17 protein-coding genes are annotated in these 17,639 nt (G+C 66.0%); 9 read left to right on the plus strand and 8 right to left on the minus strand.

The features are described 5' to 3' along the window. Positions 1-73 precede the first annotated feature (73 nt). The 3 genes from KJP29_RS15780 (at position 74) to KJP29_RS15790 (ending at position 2,849) form a co-directional block, all read left to right on the plus strand. On the plus strand, positions 74-1,747 hold the full coding sequence (locus tag KJP29_RS15780; RefSeq protein ID WP_218464480.1) for a cytochrome c oxidase subunit 1: 1,674 nt from the start codon (positions 74-76) through the stop codon (positions 1,745-1,747). A gap of 68 nt (positions 1,748-1,815) precedes the next feature. Beyond that, positions 1,816-2,298 carry a hypothetical protein gene (locus tag KJP29_RS15785; protein WP_218464481.1) on the plus strand — a complete coding sequence of 161 codons (483 nt, stop codon included), beginning with the start codon at positions 1,816-1,818 and terminating at the stop codon, positions 2,296-2,298. Beyond that, entirely contained in the window at positions 2,298-2,849 is a 552-nt protein-coding gene (locus tag KJP29_RS15790; protein WP_218464482.1) for a DUF2244 domain-containing protein, read from the plus strand. Before KJP29_RS15785 ends, KJP29_RS15790 begins: the two co-directional genes overlap by 1 nt. A 16-nt stretch (positions 2,850-2,865) precedes the next feature. On the opposite strand, the gene KJP29_RS15795 is transcribed toward KJP29_RS15790, so the two are convergent. Further along, the gene (locus KJP29_RS15795; protein ID WP_218464483.1) at positions 2,866-4,350 is read right to left on the minus strand and encodes an MDR family MFS transporter; all 1,485 of its coding nucleotides are present in this window, start codon (positions 4,348-4,350) and stop codon (positions 2,866-2,868) included. 172 nt (positions 4,351-4,522) lie between these two features. Next, positions 4,523-4,975: a GatB/YqeY domain-containing protein gene (locus KJP29_RS15800; RefSeq protein ID WP_218464484.1), complete on the minus strand. Its 453-nt coding sequence runs from the start codon at positions 4,973-4,975 to the stop codon at positions 4,523-4,525. 224 nt (positions 4,976-5,199) lie between these two features. Between KJP29_RS15800 and carA the strand changes: the two genes are divergently transcribed. Together carA and KJP29_RS15810 are read left to right on the plus strand one after the other, a co-directional pair. Continuing rightward, positions 5,200-6,357: a glutamine-hydrolyzing carbamoyl-phosphate synthase small subunit gene (gene carA / locus KJP29_RS15805; protein WP_218464485.1), complete on the plus strand. Its 1,158-nt coding sequence runs from the start codon at positions 5,200-5,202 to the stop codon at positions 6,355-6,357. Between the two features lie 80 nt (positions 6,358-6,437). Beyond that, a complete protein-coding gene (locus KJP29_RS15810; RefSeq protein WP_218464486.1) occupies positions 6,438-8,474 on the plus strand; it encodes a glycosyltransferase in 2,037 nt (678 codons plus the stop codon). On the opposite strand, the gene KJP29_RS15815 is transcribed toward KJP29_RS15810, so the two are convergent. Further along, positions 8,449-9,051 (minus strand): GntR family transcriptional regulator, encoded by a 603-nt coding sequence (locus tag KJP29_RS15815; RefSeq protein ID WP_255553732.1) that lies wholly within the window; start codon positions 9,049-9,051, stop codon positions 8,449-8,451. The two genes, KJP29_RS15810 and KJP29_RS15815, sit on opposite strands and share 26 nt — an antisense overlap. 151 nt (positions 9,052-9,202) lie before the next feature. Between KJP29_RS15815 and KJP29_RS15820 the strand changes: the two genes are divergently transcribed. The 3 genes from KJP29_RS15820 (at position 9,203) to KJP29_RS15830 (ending at position 11,529) form a co-directional block, all read left to right on the plus strand. Next, positions 9,203-9,892 carry a pyrimidine 5'-nucleotidase gene (locus KJP29_RS15820; RefSeq protein ID WP_218464488.1) on the plus strand — a complete coding sequence of 230 codons (690 nt, stop codon included), beginning with the start codon at positions 9,203-9,205 and terminating at the stop codon, positions 9,890-9,892. Then, the gene (locus KJP29_RS15825) at positions 9,889-11,085 is read left to right on the plus strand and encodes an FAD-dependent monooxygenase (protein ID WP_218464489.1); all 1,197 of its coding nucleotides are present in this window, start codon (positions 9,889-9,891) and stop codon (positions 11,083-11,085) included. The genes KJP29_RS15820 and KJP29_RS15825 overlap by 4 nt, the downstream gene beginning before the upstream one ends. Before the next feature lie 219 nt (positions 11,086-11,304). After that, positions 11,305-11,529: a hypothetical protein gene (locus KJP29_RS15830; protein ID WP_218464490.1), complete on the plus strand. Its 225-nt coding sequence runs from the start codon at positions 11,305-11,307 to the stop codon at positions 11,527-11,529. A 43-nt stretch (positions 11,530-11,572) separates the two neighbouring features. Here KJP29_RS15830 and yghX read toward each other — a convergent pair whose 3' ends face one another. Beyond that, positions 11,573-12,484: a YghX family hydrolase gene (gene yghX, locus KJP29_RS15835; RefSeq protein WP_218464491.1), complete on the minus strand. Its 912-nt coding sequence runs from the start codon at positions 12,482-12,484 to the stop codon at positions 11,573-11,575. A 152-nt stretch (positions 12,485-12,636) separates the two neighbouring features. On the opposite strand from yghX, the gene KJP29_RS15840 reads away from it, so the two are divergent. Beyond that, positions 12,637-12,840: a hypothetical protein gene (locus tag KJP29_RS15840; RefSeq protein ID WP_218464492.1), complete on the plus strand. Its 204-nt coding sequence runs from the start codon at positions 12,637-12,639 to the stop codon at positions 12,838-12,840. Positions 12,841-12,851: 11 nt separating this feature from the next. On the opposite strand, the gene KJP29_RS15845 is transcribed toward KJP29_RS15840, so the two are convergent. Genes KJP29_RS15845 through hisC form a run of 4 tightly spaced genes read right to left on the minus strand, consistent with a single transcriptional unit; the run spans position 12,852 to position 17,467 of the window. Next, entirely contained in the window at positions 12,852-13,976 is a 1,125-nt protein-coding gene (locus KJP29_RS15845; protein WP_218464493.1) for an aminotransferase class V-fold PLP-dependent enzyme, read from the minus strand. Between the two features lie 53 nt (positions 13,977-14,029). After that, positions 14,030-15,442, minus strand: a complete 1,413-nt coding sequence (locus KJP29_RS19355) for an extensin family protein (RefSeq protein WP_255553634.1) — start codon at positions 15,440-15,442, stop codon at positions 14,030-14,032. After that, the gene (locus tag KJP29_RS15855; protein WP_218464494.1) at positions 15,442-16,380 is read right to left on the minus strand and encodes a prephenate/arogenate dehydrogenase family protein; all 939 of its coding nucleotides are present in this window, start codon (positions 16,378-16,380) and stop codon (positions 15,442-15,444) included. Before KJP29_RS15855 ends, KJP29_RS19355 begins: the two co-directional genes overlap by 1 nt. Beyond that, a complete protein-coding gene (gene hisC / locus KJP29_RS15860; protein WP_218464495.1) occupies positions 16,370-17,467 on the minus strand; it encodes a histidinol-phosphate transaminase in 1,098 nt (365 codons plus the stop codon). The genes KJP29_RS15855 and hisC overlap by 11 nt, the downstream gene beginning before the upstream one ends. Positions 17,468-17,639: the final 172 nt, after the last annotated feature.

The following is a 17,639-nucleotide window of genomic DNA, read 5'->3' on the forward strand; positions in this document are numbered from 1 at the left end:
TGATGTGAATCATGCACGGGAAGGGAGCTAAGGTTCCGGCCCTGTCGGGATCGAGCAAGAAAGGGAGACCTTCATGGCGGACGCAGCCATTCACGGTCATGAACACCACGACGATCGCGGGTTTTTCACCCGCTGGTTCATGTCCACCAACCACAAGGATATCGGTATCCTCTACCTGATCACTTCGGCGATTGTCGGTCTGATCTCGGTGAGCTTCACGGTGCTGATGCGCCTCGAACTCATGGACCCCGGTGTCCAGCACATGTGCCTCGAAGGCTTCCGCCTCTTCACGGATGCAAGCGCGGAGTGCACGCCCAACGGTCACTTCTGGAACGTGATGATCACCTACCACGGTGTGCTCATGATGTTCTTCGTCGTGATCCCGGCGCTCTTCGGCGGTTTCGGCAACTACTTCATGCCGCTGCAGATCGGTGCGCCGGACATGGCGTTCCCGCGGATGAACAACCTGTCCTTCTGGCTCTATGTCACGGGCACGGCGCTTGGCGTGGCCTCGCTCCTGTCGCCGGGTGGCAACGACCAGCTCGGCTCGGGCGTGGGCTGGGTGCTCTACCCGCCGCTGTCCACCACCGAGGGCGGCTATTCGATGGACCTCGCGATCTTCGCGGTCCACGTCTCGGGTGCCTCGTCGATCCTAGGCGCGATCAACATGATTACCACCTTCCTCAACATGCGTGCCCCCGGCATGACCATGTTCAAGGTGCCGCTCTTCGCCTGGTCGATCTTCGTGACCGCCTGGCTCATCCTGCTCGCCCTGCCCGTTCTGGCCGGCGCGATCACCATGCTGCTCATGGACCGCAACTTCGGGACGACCTTCTTCGACCCGTCGGGCGGCGGTGACCCGATCCTCTACCAGCACATCCTGTGGTTCTTCGGCCACCCGGAGGTGTACATCGTGGTCCTCCCGGGCTTTGGCCTCGTGTCCCACGTCTTCGCGACCTTCGCCAAGAAACCGATCTTCGGCTACCTGCCGATGGTCTGGGCGCTGATCGCCATCGGTGTCATCGGCTTCGTCGTCTGGGCGCACCACATGTACACCGTGGGCATGTCGCTCCAGCAGCAGTCCTACTTCATGCTCGCCACGATGGTCATCGCGGTGCCGACCGGCATCAAGATCTTCTCGTGGATCGCGACCATGTGGGGCGGTTCGGTCGAGTTCAAGACGCCGATGCTCTTTGCCTTCGGCTTCCTGTTCCTCTTCACCGTGGGCGGTGTGACCGGCGTCGTCCTGAGCCAGGCTGGCGTGGACCGCGTCTATCACGACACCTACTACGTCGTGGCGCACTTCCACTACACCATGTCGATGGGCGCGGCCTTCACCATCTTCGCGGGCTGCTACTACTGGGTCGGCAAGATGTCGGGCCGTCAGTATCCGGAATGGGCGGGCAAACTGCACTTCTGGCTGTTCTTCATCGGCGTGAACATCACGTTCTTCCCGCAGCACTTCCTTGGCCGTCAGGGCATGCCGCGCCGTTACATCGACTACCCGGAGGCCTTCGCCTACTGGAACCACATCTCGTCGATGGGTGCTTTCCTGTCCTTCGCCTCGTTCATCCTGTTCTTCGCGATCATGATCTACACGGTCTTCGCCGGCCGTCGCGTGACCGAGAACAACTACTGGAACGAATACGCGGACACGCTGGAATGGACCCTGCCCTCGCCGCCGCCGGAGCACACCTTCGAGCAGCTCCCGAAGCGTGAGGACTGGGACAAGTCGCACGCTCACTAAGGGGCGCGGGATTTGACAGACAGTGGGGCCCCGGTGGAAACGCCGGGGCCCTTTGCTTGAGAGACACCATGATCACACCGCTTGCCCTCCTCCTGATCCTGCTTCCTCCCGCCATCGTCCAGTGGCGCGGCGGGCGGGCGGTCCTGATCATGGTGGCGGGGCTTCTGGGTCTCTGGCTCTTTGCGTTGGCACTCTGGGCCGTCGCAGCGGGGATCTGGCCCTTCTCGCGCGCGGAGGTCGTGATCGACAGCTACCATGTCGTCGCGCAGTGGCGCTATGTGGCGAGCCTGGGCACGGTGGTTCTCTTCGTCCTCGCGGGCCAGTTCGTGAAGGAACGGCACGGCGCGGAGGACCGGCGCACGACACTCGTGCTTTTCTGGCTTCTCCTGTTCGCCATGGCCGCGATCCTGTCCCCGCTCACTGCACCGTCGAGCGGCCTGACCGCCATCCTGTCGGAGACGGGGGCCTTTGTCGCGCTTGCCGGGATCATCGGACTTGTCCATGTCATCCTTTTGCGCCCGGCCCTGCGCTGGATCAGGGGAAGTCACTGATGCCCTATGAATGGATCCTACACATCGACCACCCCCCCGCCCCGGACGCACCGGGCCGGGACGAAGGCGGTGCGCCCATTGCCGAGGTTCACCTTTGGCCGTTCCGCAGCCTGCCGAAACGCGGCTTCGCCTTCGCCATCGGCTTCGCTTACGTGATGTTCCTGATCCCGCTCTCGGCCTTCGTCGGCACCGCGGCGCTCTGGTGGCTCCTGGGACCGGGGCTCATCGCGATCTTCGGGCTGTGGTGGTTCATCGGAAAGAGCTACCGCGATGGCGAAATCCTGGAACAGCTGGTGATCTGGCCGGACATGATACGCCTCACGCGGGACGGACCGCGCCGGGCCCATGCAGAGTGGGAGGCGAACCCGCATTGGGTAAGTGTCGGACGCCATGCGAACGGCCCGGTGAAGGACTATGTGACACTCAAGGGCGGCGGGCGCGAGGTCGAGATCGGGGCCTTCCTGCACGAGGACGAGCGTCCGAAGCTCTTCGAGGAACTGGAACGGGCGCTGGTCCTCGCCAAGTCGCGCCGGGTGACCACCGACGGCTGAGTGCCGTCGTGTGTCCCTAGTGCCCCATCGGCCCGGCGCCCGGCACCATGTCCGGCGGACGGCGCACGAAGAACCCGGCGACCAGCATCAGGAGCGACGCAATCGCGCCCACCATAAAGCCCGCCGACAGCCCCTCGGACAGCGCGTGGGCCTGATCCAGCCCCTCGGAAAGGCCGGAGGCGGTGACCACCGACATGATCGAAACGAAAAGCGCGATCCCGGCGGCGCCTGCCACCTGTTGCACGGTGCCGATGACCGCCGAGCCGTGGGAATAGAGGTCGGACGGCAGGGACCCGAGCGACGAGGTGAAGAGCGGCGTGAACATGAACGCGAGCCCCGCCGATAGGATGATATGCGCCGCCAGCACCATGGGCACACCGGTCTCGGGCGTGAAGGTCACCATGAGCCAGAGCGCGACGCTGACCGCCGTCGCCCCCGGAATGACCAGCTTGCGCGCCCCGTGGGCGTCGAATAGCCGACCGACGAGCGGGGCCAGCAGCCCCATGAGCAGACCACCGGGCAGCAGCATGAGCCCGGCTTGCAGGGGCTCCATCCCGAGGACGTTCTGCATGTAGATCGGCAACAGGATGATCATTCCGAAGAGCGCCATCATGGCGAGGCCCATCATCACGACCGCGACGGTGAAGATCTTGTGCCGGAAGGTGCGCAGATCGAGGAGCGCGCGGTCCTTGGGGCCAAGCGCGATCTGTCGCAGCAGAAAGGCGACGAGCACCACGCCACCCACAGCCAGCGGCACCCAGAGCGGAAGCCCACCGCCCTCGCCATGGCCCTCGCCGATGGTGGACAGACCATAGACGAGCCCGCCGAACCCCACCGCGGCCAGTGGCACCGACAGGATGTCGAGCGGCACGCGCCGGGGCTCGGTTACATTGACGAGCTTGGCATAGCCCAGCGCGAGCGCGCCAAGCCCGATGGGCAGCACGAGCCAGAACATCCAGCGCCAGTCGAGCAGGTTGAGGATGATCCCGGAAATCGTCGGGCCGATGGCGGGCGCGACCGAAATGACGATCGAGATATTGCCCATCGTCTTGCCCCGGCTCTCGGGCGGCACGAGCGTCATGATCGTCGTCATGAGCAGCGGCATCATGATCGCGGTTCCGCAGGCCTGAACGACGCGACCCATCACAAGCGCAGGCAAGCCGGGCGCGAGCGCACACAGGAGCGTGCCAAACGAGAAGAAGGACAGCGCGGTGATGAAGACGGTACGTGTGTGGAATCGCTGAATGAGGAACCCCGTAATCGGGATCACGACGGCCATCGTCAGGAGGAAGGCGGTCGTCAGCCACTGCGCCGCGCTCGCCGTCACGTCGAGATCGACCATGAGCCGCGGCAGCGCTACCGACATGATCGTCTCGTTGAGGATCATGGTGAAGGTCGACACCAGCAAGAGCCCGATCACCAGCCGGTTGCGGGCCGAATGGTCGGTGCCTTCGGGCAATAGGGGTGTGTCGGCTCCGGGGAGCACTGCGGTATTGGACATGCGACCTCGCTTCGCGGATCCGCCTGTGCCGGGGATTTGACCGCGCGGCCAAAATCCTCGCCCGGCCATGGCAAGTCAACCTGCATGGGTGCAGGGCAGCCATGCAGGGACTGTGCGGAAATGTGGGAAAAAGCGAAAAGATGCGCCCGAAGGCGCACCTCCTGCGCGGACGTCAGCCCAGACGGGCCTTCACCATGGGGCCGACCGCGCCGAAATCCATCTGGCCGGTGTAGCGCGCCTTGAGTGCGCCCATCACCTTGCCCATGTCGCGGATCGACGTCGCGCCCACGTCCTTGACGGCGGCATCCACGGCCGTCTCCACTTCCTTGTCCGACAGTTGCTTGGGCAGGAATTCCTCGATCACCTTGATCTCGGCGCGTTCCTTTTCCGCCAGTTCAAGCCGCCCGGCCTCTTCATAGGCCTTGGCGGATTCCTGACGCTGTTTCACCATCTTGCCGAGAATCCCGAGGATCATCTCGTCGGACAGGGTCTGGTCCTCGCCTTCGCCGCGGAGCGCGATTTCTCGGTCCTTGAGCGCCGCATTGATCAGACGGAGCGTGGACAGACGCTCCTTGTCCTGTTCCTTCATCGCCGTTTTGAGCGCTTCGCTCAGCCGGTTTCGCATGAATAGCCTCTTGGGTTGCCTGGACGACCGCTGCCGCGGTTTTTCGTCACGAAGCCTCGAAACTACACCTTTGGCGCAGGGGAAACAAGCGCCGGTGACCCGCCGTCAATCCGCCGCTCCGCGCGTGGTCCGAAGGCCGTCCTGCCCCCTTGACGCTCCTGCGCCGCGCCCGTAGGTATCGCCCGATTTGCCCGCCGTCCATCCGCCGCTGCCAGAGGTGCCCCATGTCCAAGAAACCGAAACCCACCGCCTGCCTCGTTCTCGCGGATGGCACCGTGTTCTATGGCAAGGGCTTCGGCGCCGTGGGCGAGACGACGGCGGAGTTGTGCTTCAACACCGCGATGACCGGCTACCAGGAGATCATGACGGACCCCTCCTATGCGGGGCAGGTCGTGACCTTCACTTTCCCCCACATCGGCAATACCGGCGTGAACCCGGAAGACGACGAGACGCAGGACCCGGTCGCCGCCGGCATGGTGGTGAAATGGGACCCGACGGAGCCCTCGAACTGGCGCGCGGCCGAGGATCTCGCCGCCTGGCTCGCCAAGCGGGGCCGGATCGGGATCGGCGGGCTCGATACCAGGCGGCTGACCCGCGCGATCCGCCAGCAGGGTGCGCCCCATGTGGCATTGGCGCATGACCCCGACGGCAACTTCGACCTCGAGGCGCTGGTCGCCAAGGCGCGCAAGTTCCCCGGTCTGGTCGGGCTCGACCTCGCGCGCGACGTGACCTGTGCGCAGAGCTACCGCTGGGACGAGATGCGTTGGGCCTGGCCGGACGGGTTCCCAAAGCTCAAGGACGCCAAGCACAAGGTCGTGGCGATCGACTACGGTGCGAAGCGCAATATCCTGCGCTGCCTCGCCTCGGCGGGTTGCGATGTGACCGTGCTGCCCGCGACCGCCACGGCGGAAGAGGTGCTGGCGCTCAACCCGGACGGGGTCTTCCTGTCCAATGGCCCGGGCGATCCGGCCGCCACGGGCAGCTACGCGGTGCCGATGATCCAGGAGGTGCTCAACACCACCGACCTGCCGATCTTCGGGATCTGCCTTGGCCACCAGATGCTGGCCCTCGCCTTGGGTGCCAAGACCATCAAGATGAACCACGGCCACCACGGCGCGAACCACCCGGTCAAGGACAAGACCACGGGCAAGGTCGAGATCACCTCGATGAACCACGGCTTCACCGTGGACGCCCAGACGCTGCCCGACGGGGTGCAGGAGACGCATATCTCGCTCTTCGACGGGTCGAACTGCGGCATCGCCATGGACAACCGCCCGGTGTTCTCCGTGCAGTATCACCCCGAAGCCTCCCCCGGCCCGATGGACAGCTATTACCTCTTCGAGCGCTTCGCCGAGGCCATGGCGGCCCGGGCGACCGCCTGAGGCGTCTGCGGCTGAGGCAGCCATCTTAACCGATCGTTAACCATCAGGGCGCAGTATATGCGCGACCTGCCGGAGCGATCATGCGCCTTGACCCCCTGCCCCCGCTCGACACCGCCGCGAGAGTGCCGGAGGCGGAGGTGCGCGTGCTCTTCCCCGAGCGGGCCGGGCCTCTCGGGGCCGGGACCAGTCGCGAGGCCCCGACCCGCGGCCGGACCTTGGGGCAGATCCTTCTCGATCAGAAGTCCATCACCCGGGACGATCTGTCGACGGCGCTCGACCTTCAAGCTCGGTCAGGGCGACCGCTCTCGGAGGTGCTGGTCGCCAACGGGCTCGCGGAGGAAACGGCAGTCTATGGCGCGCTCGCCATACAGTCCGGGCTTGGTCGCATCGACCTTCAATGCAACCCGCCCGATGTCCGGTTGATCGACGAAATGGGCGTCGAAACCTGCCTTCGCCTTGCAACCGTCCCGCTCCGCCGGATCGGCACGCAGGTCGTCCTCGCGACGGCACGACCGGACCGCCCCAACGCCATCACAACCGCGCTGCCCGCAGGCTGGAACGCGCAGCGTCTCGTCGTCGCGACGCCGAGCGAGGTGGAGACGAGCATCGTCCGGCGGCGTGCCCTAACGCTGGCCGAACGCGCCGAGACGCGGGTGCCTCCCGGCGAATCCTGCCGCACCCAGCGGATGGTCCGGTCGCGGCTCGTCCTCGCGGGGATCACCGTGATCCTGACCATGGCGACCCTTGCGGCACCGGTCGCGGTCCTGTCGGTTGCCATGTCACTGGCGGTCCTCACGCTCTTTGCGAACTCCGCGCTCAAGGTTGTCGCCGCCGCCGTGATGGTGGACGGGGACCGGCCCGGCGGGGCGCTCCCTGACGAAAGGACCCCTCCCTACGCCAACGACCTGCACGACGCGCCGGTCGTGTCGATCCTCGTGCCGCTGTTTCGGGAACGCCGCATCGCCGCCCGGCTGATCAAGCGGCTTTCCTTGCTCGCCTACCCGCGCGAACTTCTGGACATCTGCCTCGTCGTCGAAGCTGACGACAGGACCACACAGGACACGCTCGCCGCCACGATGCTTCCGCCCTGGATGCGGGTGATCGAGGTGCCGCGCGGCGGGATCAAGACCAAGCCCCGCGCCCTCAACTACGCGCTCGACTTCGCGCGGGGGTCGATCATCGGCATCTATGACGCCGAGGACGCGCCGGAGCCCGACCAGATCGTCAAGATCGTGCGGCGGTTTCGCGACGCGAGCCCCTGGGTCGTCTGTCTGCAAGGGGCGCTCGATTACTACAACGCGCGCACGAACTGGCTGTCGCGATCCTTCACCGTCGAATACGCTGCCTGGTTTCGCGTGGTGCTGCCGGGGCTCGAGCGACTCGGTCTGGTCCTTCCGCTCGGCGGGACGACGCTCTTCTTCCGCCGCGACGCGCTCGAAGCTCTTGGTCGCTGGGACGCCCACAATGTGACCGAAGACGCCGACCTGGGCATACGGCTTGCCCGGCATGGCTACCGCACGGAAATGGTCGACACCGTGACGCTCGAAGAAGCCAACTGCCGTTTCTGGCCCTGGGTCAAGCAAAGGTCGCGCTGGATCAAGGGTTATGCCATCACCTGGGGCGTGCATATGCGCAACCCCCTGGCGCTGCTCGATCAACTCGGTCCCCGCAAGTTCATCGGCGTTCAGGTCCTGTTCCTGGGCTCGCTGGCGCAGGCGCTACTGGCGCCGGTCCTTTGGTCGTTCTGGGTCGTGGCCTTTGGACTTGCCCACCCGCTCCATTCGGTCATGGCGCCGTGGCTCTTCCTTGCCCTAGGCGGTCTCTTCGTCGCGGCCGAGATCCTGACGATGATCGTGAACATCGCCGGGCTCGTGGCGCGGGAAAGGCGCGCAAGGGGGCGAGACGGTCGAGGCGGACGCTTCCTCCTGCCCTTCGTGCCCTTGATGCACCTCTATTACCCGCTGGCGACGATCGCCGCGCTCAAGGGCGTGGCGGAGGTCTTTTTCAAGCCCTTCTACTGGGACAAGACCCAACATGGCATCGCTGACGAAACGCCAGAGGCACGGCGCCTGACCGGACACGATGCGCCGGTCACTCCCGCTGACTGTCGAGCTTGAGCCGCGTCTCGAAGGCCAGCGAAATATGGGTGCGCAGCGCGTCGTCGGCCGCATCACCGTCTCGCGTCTCGATCGCACGCACGATGGCATCATGTTCGGCAATGGCCAGTTCCGGGCGCCCCTCGGCAGCAAGCGACGTGGTCGCCAGGAGCGCCATGGTCCGGTGCACGAGGTCCAGTTGCTGGAGCAGATAGCGGTTGTGCGAGGCCAGGTGGATCTGCCGGTGAAACCGCCGGTTGGCCCGGGCCAGCGCCTTGGCATCGCCGACGAGGCCACGGTCCGTTTCGACCATCTGGCGCAGGAGCTTCATCTCCTCGGGCGCGGCGTGCTGGGCGGCCAGCCGCGCCGCCAGCCCTTCGAGCTCGGCACGCACCGTGTAAAGCTCGGCAAGCTGGTTGTGATCGAGGGATGCCACGATGAGCGAACGGCCATCCCGGTTGAGCAGGCTCTGGGTCTCGAGACGTTGCAGCGCCTCGCGGATCGGCGTGCGCGAAACCCCGAAACGGTCGGCCAGTTCGCTTTCCACCATCCGGTCGCCGGGCTGATAGAGCCCCGCGTCGATGGCGTCGAGGATCATCCCGTAAGCATCTTTCGGCCCGCTCTTCTGATCTGCCACGCCTGGGCTCCTCCCTGTGTTTCCAAGGGACTATGCCGAAAGCCGCCCCCTAATCAAGCGAGCGAGGCATTTGCCGGGTGCGGGCGACGACAGGTCGCAGTAGAAACAGGTCATGATCGACAAAGATTTCTCTCATGTGACCACCTGGGTCTTCGACCTCGACAACACGCTTTACCCGCCGGAGGCCCGTCTCTTCGACCAGATCGAGGTCCGGATGACCGACTGGGTCATGCGGGTCGTGGGCTGCGACCGCGACGAGGCGAACCGCCTGCGCCTGCATTACTGGCAAAGCTACGGCACGACGCTGGCCGGGCTCATGGCCGAACACGGAGTCGATCCCGGGCCCTATCTGGTCGAGGTGCACGACATCTCCTTCGACCCGCTGGTTCGGGATGCGATCCTGGCCGCGCGGATCGCGGACCTTCCCGGTCGCAGGATCGTCTACACCAACGGCTCGGCCCCCTATGCCGAACGGGTGCTGGAGGCGCGTGGCCTGAGCGGGCTATTCGACGCCATCTATGGCGTTGAACACGCGGATTTCCACCCCAAGCCCCAGCGTCTCGCCTTTGAAACGGTCTTCGGCAAGGACGGGCTCGACCCGGCCTTTGCGGCGATGTTCGAGGACGATCCGAAGAACCTTCTGGTGCCGCATGAGATGGGGATGCGAACCATTCACGTCGCCCCCCATGCCCATACGGCCCCGCATGTCAGCCACCACACGGCGGACCTGTCGGACTTCCTGTCGCAGCTTCGCGGCGGGGTATTCCCCAGCGCGCCAGAGGAGCGTAAGCACGAGGCATGATACGGCACGAGACGGACATCTTCATTTCGGGCGGCGGGATCGCGGGACAGGTTGCGGCCGCGGTTCTTGCCGCGCGCGGATTCAGCGTCGTGATGGTGGACCCGGTGCCGCCGGTCACAGAGGCGGACCTCGACGGCTCCGACCTTCGGTCGACCGCCTTTCTGCAACCCGCACGGGACCTATTCATGGCCTGCGGGCTGTGGGACTTGCTCGAACCGCATTCCAAGCCCCTCGACCAGTTGCAGGTCATCGACACCACCGGCTGGCCCCCTGTCGAGCGCGACCGCCGGGTGTTTCGCGCGACCGACATGTCGGACGAACCCTTCGGCTGGAACCTGATGAACTGGCTCGTCAGGCGCGAACTCTGGAGCTATCTGCAAGGCGCAGAGCGGGTCACGGCGCTCTACGGCACCGGGTTTCGCTCGCTGGTGAACCGCTCGTCCGAGGTGATCATCGGGCTGACCGACGGCTCGACCGTGCGCGCAAGGCTCGCCATCGCGGCGGACGGGAAATTCTCCCCCCTGCGCGAGGCCGCCGGGATCGGCGTCAAGACCACGCGCTATGGGCAGAAATCGCTCGCCTTCACCGTCACGCATGACGTGCCGCACGACAATATCTCGACCGAGATCTACAACGAGGGCGGTCCCTTCACCATCGTGCCCCTGCCCGACATCGACGACGCCCACGCGAGCGCGATCGTCTGGATGAACCTCGGACCGCGGGCGGTCGAACTGATGGACATGCCCGTTCCGCTGTTTGAGGACGTGATGCAGGCGCGTTCGGCGAACCTGCTCGGGCGGCTCAGGCTCAAGGGCAATCGGTCGATCTGGCCCATCGTGACGCAAACGGCAGAACGGCTCGTCGAAGGTCGGGTGGCCGTGGTGGCGGAAGCGGCGCATGCGCTGCCCCCCATCGGGGCGCAGGGGTTGAATACATCGCTCAACGACATTGCCGCGCTGGTCGAGGCGATCAGCGAAGGGGCGGACCCCGGCGATCCGGTGGCCCTCGCCCGTTTTGAGGCGGCACGCAAACCCGATATCGAGCGACGGGCACGAGTGATCGACCTTTTCAACCGTGTGGCGCGCTCGGGTGAGGCCGGGCTTCAGGCCGTGCGCCTTCTGGGCCTCAGGGCCGTGCATGACATCACGCCGGTCCGGCGTGGGATCATGCGGGCCGGTCTGGGCCCGCGTTAATAGCTTTCTTAAGACAGGGGAGAATACTCCCTTAATTTCGTGACCTTGGAGTTTCCGGGATTCTAGAATTCCGGAATCCTGGAATGGTCAGGCAGCAAGGACCCCCGCCAGACCCTGCGACACCCCGTCGCGCGGCAGGAGCGCGCATGGCATTCCCTTTGGTTTCGCGCGACAAGCCCGGACCCCGAGCAACGCGCCCGAACCGGACAGGAAACTTCGATGACCGATCACGCCCCGACCCACGCCCCGACCCACGCCCCGACCCACGCAAAACCCCAGGCGGACCGCAGCCTCACCCGCAACGCCTTTCTTCTCGCGCTCGTGCTTGTCGTCGTGCTGGCCGCTGCCTTCCTCGGCTTCGGCCTTGCCGGAGTGACGATGGTCATGGTCGCGCTGGTGCCGGTGATCTTTATCGTGCTGATCGCCGTTTCGGTCGGCAAGTAGCGCCCGCGACGGGCGGACGGCTCACGGCCGCCCGACCCGGCGCTCAGGCGAGATAGGTCCTGAACCACGCCACCATGCGTTCTTCGGCGAGCTCCGCAGCGGCCGCATCGTAGCGCGGCGTGGTGTCGTTGTGGAACCCGTGGTTCACCTCCGGATAGATGTGCACCTCGTAGCGCTTGTCGTTTTCTTCCAGCGCCTTCTGAAAGTCGGGCCACATCGCGTTGATCCGCCCGTCGAGCGCGGCCAGTTGCACCATGAGCGGCGCCTCGATCTGGGCGACCTGCGCGCTGTCGGGCGCTGCGCCGTAGAAGGGCACGCCTGCCGCCATCTCGGGATAGGCCACGGCGAGCTTGTTGACCACGCCGCCACCATAGCAGAACCCGGTCGCGCCGACCTTGCCATTGGTGCCTTCCAGCGCCTGCAAATACTCGAACCCCGCGAAGAAATCGTTGAGCAGGGCCTCCTGATCGAGGCTGCTCTGCATGTCGCGGCCTTCGTCGTCGCTCCCGGGATAGCCGCCAAGCGAGGAAAGCCCGTCCGGCCCCATGGCGATGAAACCCGCCTTGGCGAGCCGGCGCACGACGTCGCGGATATAGGGATTGAGCCCCCGGTTTTCGTGCACCACCAGCACCGCTGCGGGCGGGTTGTCCGGATCGACCGTCGTGGGACGCACGAGATAGGCGGTGATGTCGCCTGTGCCATCAGGACTGGCATAGGTGATGTCCTCGCCCTCGATGTCGGGATCGTCCTCGGCGACTTGCTGGGCCAGCGCATAGTTCGGTGACAGCGTGCCCAGAATCGCGGCAGCGGTCAGCCCGCCGACCGCCCATTTCCCCGCGCGGTCGAGAAACTCGCGCTTCGTGATCTTGCCGTGGGCGTAATAGTCGTAAAGGTCGAGCAGTTCCTGATCGAAGTCCGCGGCGGTCAGCCGGCGCGGCGTGCTGTGTTCGTTCATCTGGCCATCTCCCTGTTGCGTTCGGGAAAAGGCTAACACAGGGATGGTCCGGGCCGTTTCACGTTGCCGTTGGACCTGTCCTCGGGGCTCGGCACCGAAGAAAATGGAACCCAGGCACTCCCCGAGGTGTTCCCTCCGAAAGGAGCACTCTCATGTCAGACACCGTTTCCAGCACCCGCGCCGTCGCTCTCGACGACGCGCAGCTTACGCAGGCCGCATTCCTGATCGCCTCGCTCACCGTCGTCTTGGCCCTGATCGGCCTCAGCCTCGGCGGGCTGATGGGCCTCGTCACCGTGGTTCAGAGCGGCATCGCGCTCGCCCTCCTCGGGATCTGGCGCCTGTCGCGCGAGACCTGAGACCAGCCGCCCTAGCCCACAGCGTCGAAGGCAGCTTCGAGCCGCGCCACGCTGGCGTCGACGTCGTAGAGTTTGTCGAGCCCGAATAGACCGAGGCGGAAGCTGCGATAGCCCTCCCCCTCACCGATCATCAGGGGCACGCCCGCGGCGATCTGCACCCCCTGCGCGAGGAAGGGCTTGCCCGTCTGCATGGCGGGATCGTCAGTATAGACGACGACGACACCCGGTGCTTCGAATCCCTTGGCCGCGACCGAGCGAAACCCCCGGTCAGCCAGCATTGCCCGCACGCGCCGACCCTGCTCCCATTGCGCCTTTTTCAGGCGCTCAAATCCATAGTCCCGCGTCTCGACAAGCGCATCTCGGAAGGCGCGAAGCGCATCCGTGGGCATCGTCGCGTGATAGGCGTGACTTCCGCCTTCATAGGCCTCCATGATTGCCCGCCACTTGGCGAGGTCGATGGCGAAGCTCGTGGACTTCGACGATTTGCAGACCGCCTCGGCCGCCGCGTTCATCATCACGAGACCCGCCGAGGGCTGCGCCGACCAACCCTTCTGCGGGGCCGAGATGAGCACGTCCACACCGGTCGCTGCCATGTCGACCCAGATGCAGCCTGACGCAATGCAATCGAGGACAAAAAGCCCGCCCTCTTCATGCACCGCCGCAGCGACGGCGGCGATGTAATCGTCAGGCAGGATGATCCCGCTCGCGGTTTCCACATGGGGGGCGAAGACCACGTCGGGCTTTACCTCGTGGATCTTGGCCACGACGTCCTCGACGGGGGCCGGGGCGAAAGGATCGGTCAGACCGTTCCCCGTGCGCCGTGCCATGACCACGGTTTCCTCAGCCGGGATCGCGCCCATCTCGAAGATCTGGCTCCAGCGATAGGAAAAGAACCCGTTGCGGATCACCATCGCGCGCTTGCCGGTCGCGAATTGCCGCGCCACGGCTTCCATCGCATAGGTCCCGCCACCGGGCACCACGGCCACCGCCTCGGCGTTGTAGACGCCGCGCAGCCCCTCCGAGATGTCGCGCATCACGGTCTGGAACGTCTGGCTCATGTGGTTGAGCGAGCGGTCGGTGAAGACCACCGAGAATTCCAGCAAACCGTCCGGGTCGATGTCGTTGCGCAGCGCCATGGCGTCCTCCTGTCCCTGTTGTCCTTGGGGATAGAACGGCGCGGCGCGCTTGGCTAGCGGCAATAGCTTCCCGACCGGTAACGTGCCGTGTCAAAATGGAAATGGTTCTGGTGGTAACGGTCGCTCCTCGGCCCCAGCACGGTTCCGAAGGGCCCGCAGGCCGCCTTGTGCAAGGCCTGCATCGTGGCTCCGAACTGGCTGTCCGACCAATGCTTGAGGACGCTCACCTGCACACCGTTCGCGAGCGTGAAGCCCCCGAAATCCACTGCGTGGCCCTTGCCATGTTCCGACACCTTTGCGCCGCGCTGATTATTTCGCGGGCGGCAGGCGTAGCTTGCCATGATGTTGATCTCGCGCACGCCGCCGCCGGTCCGGCCCACGATCGGGATGAGCGCCTGGGCCACCCAGGCGTTGAAGGTGACCGCCGTCTGACAGTCGACGGTGATCGGCGTGGACAGGGGGATGCCCGAGACGGAGGTGACCTTGACCCCTTCCGACAGTCCGCAGCCCGCCACCTTGCCCGGGATCGGCTGGATCGCGACGCCCTTGATCTCGGGCCGTCCGCAGACCGAGCCGCCCGCGGTCACGCGCCGCGCCTCGTCGCCGGATTGCGACAGCCCGGTGCGCACGACAGTGTTGCGGCGCTGGAGGTTTTCCGGACGCGGCAGGGGACGGATCGAGATGGGCACGGCAAGCGCGCTTGCCGCCGAGGCGGCGGCGGTCACCTGCACGACCTGCGTGCGGGATTCAGAGGCCGCACGTTCGGGGCGTGGCCTGGGGCGGGTGGCTGGGAGCGCCTCGTCCGAAGGCTCTGCGGCAGCGGTGTCGCGCTCCGGTCTCGGGCGCGGCGGATCATCGGGCATTTCGGGATCGGCGACAGGCGGTGACTGGGGCCCAGGATCGGATTGGGCGGTTGCCGCCTCTGCGGAAGGCGCCTCTGAGGCAGGCGTTTCCGGGGATGCGCTCTCCGGCGTTCCCGTCTCTTCGGCAGGCGCTTCGGTGGGCGCGTCGGGCTCTGTCGGGAGCCCGTCCTCCTCCGCCACGTCGGCGGGCACCCCCACCTCAGCCGCCGGTGCTTCCGGCATCGCCGCTTCGGAACCGGTCGTCTCGGTTTCAACTGGCGTTTCGCCAGTCTCCGTGACGACTGCATCCTCGGTGGCAGGCTCTGCCCTGTCAGGCTCGGACGTTCCGGCATCCGCCGTCGGTTCATCGGGCGTCTCGGAGGTCGCCTCGGGCGTGCCTTGGACGACTTCTTCTGCCTCTTCGGGCGGAACCACAGGCTCAGGCTCAGGCGGAATCACCGCTGCGGGTTCATCAGGCACGGGGGCGGTGTCGACCGCCTCGGCGCCCGGGCGCGGCGGGGGCACGGGCGAGGATGTCGGCGCCTCGGCCCACAAGGCCGCCGACGACAGGCACAGGCACAGGCACAGGCTCAGGACCGGCGCGGATATGCCCGCGCGGAGCATCACGCCTTGGACCCTTCCTTCGCGCCCCGGCCAAAGTCCGGCGCGGCGGTGTCCTGCCCGGCCTCGATGATCCCGCGCCGGATCGCGCGCGTCCGGGTGAAATAGTCGTGGAGAAGATCGCCGTCGCCCGTCCGGATGGCACGCTGCAACGCAAAGAGCTCTTCGGTGAAGCGCCCTAGAATTTCCAGCGTCGCATCCTTGTTGGTCAGGAACACGTCGCGCCACATGGTCGGGTCGGAGGCGGCGATCCGGGTGAAGTCCCGGAAACCGGCGGCGGAATACTTGATGACCTCGCTGTCCGTCACCCGGCGCAGGTCGTCGGCCACGCCCACCATCGTATAGGCGATAAGGTGCGGCGTGTGGCTCGTTACGGCCAGAACGAGGTCGTGGTGGTCCGCGTCCATGACATCGACATGGGCCCCCATGCCTTCCCAAAGCTGGCGCAGCGCCTCGGTCGCGGCAAGGTCGGTGCCGTCCACCGGCACGATCAGGCACCAGCGGTTGTCGAAGAGGCTCGCGAAGCCGGAGCGGGGGCCGGAATGCTCGGTCCCTGCGAGCGGGTGCGCGGGGATGAAGTGGACGCCTTCGGGGATATGCGGCCCGACCGTCTCGATGACCGCGCGTTTGACCGAGCCCACGTCGGTCACGGTCGCACCCGGCTTCAGATGCGGGGCGATTTCGGCGGCCACCGCCCCCATCGCGCCCACCGGCACCGCAAGGACGATCAGGTCGGCATCGGCCACCGCTTCGGCCGCCGTGTCCACGACCCGGTCCACCAGCCCGATCTCCTGTGCCACCGACCGGCTTTCGGCGGAGCGGGCGGTGCCCACGATCTCACGCGCCAAGCCTGCGCGTTTCATGGCGAGCGACATGGAGCCTGCGATAAGGCCAAGTCCGATCAGCGCCACGCGGTCATAGATCGGGGTCTCAGCCTGCATCGGCCACGCTCCCTTTGAATTCGCCGATCAGATGCGCGACGCGGCGGCAGGAGGGTTCATCGCCCACCGTGATGCGAAGGCAATGCGGCAGTCCATAACCCGCGACGCGGCGCACGATGATCCCGTGCGATTTCAGGTAATTGTCCACCGCGTTCGCCTCTTCCTCGTCGACGAAGCGGGCAAGGACGAAATTCGCACAGGAAGTGTCCGACGGCACGCCGCGTTCCGCCAGCGCCTCGGCGAGCCAGGCGCGCAGCCGGGTGTTGTCGTTGCGGCATTTGTCGACCCAGGCCTGATCGCGCACGGCGGCCTCTGCCACGGCGAGTTGCGTGTTGGACAGGTTGAAGGGGCCGCGAATGCGATTGAGCACGTCGATGACCTCCTGCTGGGCAAAGCCCCAGCCGATCCGCAACCCGCCCAGACCGTAGATCTTCGAGAAGGTGCGCGTCATGATCACGTTCGGGAACATGTCCACCATGGCTGCGCCGCCGTCGAAGCCTTCGACGTATTCGGCATAGGCTCCGTCGAGCACCAGCACGACCTCGTCGGGCAGTTCCCGCGCAAGCCGCATCAACTCCTTCACGCCGACCATGGTTCCGGTCGGGTTCGCGGGGTTCGCGATAAAGACGATGCGGGTCTTCTTCGTCACCGCGGAAAGGATCGCGTCCACATCCACCACGCGTTCCCGCTCGGGCACCTTGACGGGTTTCGCCCCGGCCGCCAGTGCCGAGATCTTGTACATCGAAAAACCGTGTTCGGTATAGATCACCTCGTCGCGCGGACCGGCGAAGGCCTGGCAGATGAAGGTGATGATCTCGTCCGAGCCGGCCCCGCAGATGATCCGGGCAGGATCGAGCCCGTGGACCTGCCCGATCGCGGCCCTGAGGCCCGCGTGATCGGTCGAAGGGTAACGATGAAGGTTGTGGCCCGCGCGCGCATAGGCTTCGGTCGCCGCTTCCGACGGGCCGAAGGGGTTTTCATTCGACGACATCTTCACGACATTGGCCACGCCTTCGACGGTGGCCGCACCGCTTTCGTAAAGCGCGATGTCCATGATGCCGGGCTGCGGCTTGGGCGATTGCTTCATCTCAGTCCCCGGATAAATCCCGCGCCCGTCATAGCCGGGGCCGGACCGGGGGGCCAGTGGAAAGAGCCGCGCGCGGGCGCCGCAGGAACCCGAAACGGGTGGGATCGCAAGACTTTGACGGTCCCCGTCCGGAGCCGCGCCATCACGTCCTGATCACCGAAACGTCAGAAGC

The organism is Maritimibacter sp. DP1N21-5 (assembly GCF_019218295.1).
Taxonomy (GTDB): Bacteria; Pseudomonadota; Alphaproteobacteria; order Rhodobacterales; family Rhodobacteraceae; genus Maritimibacter.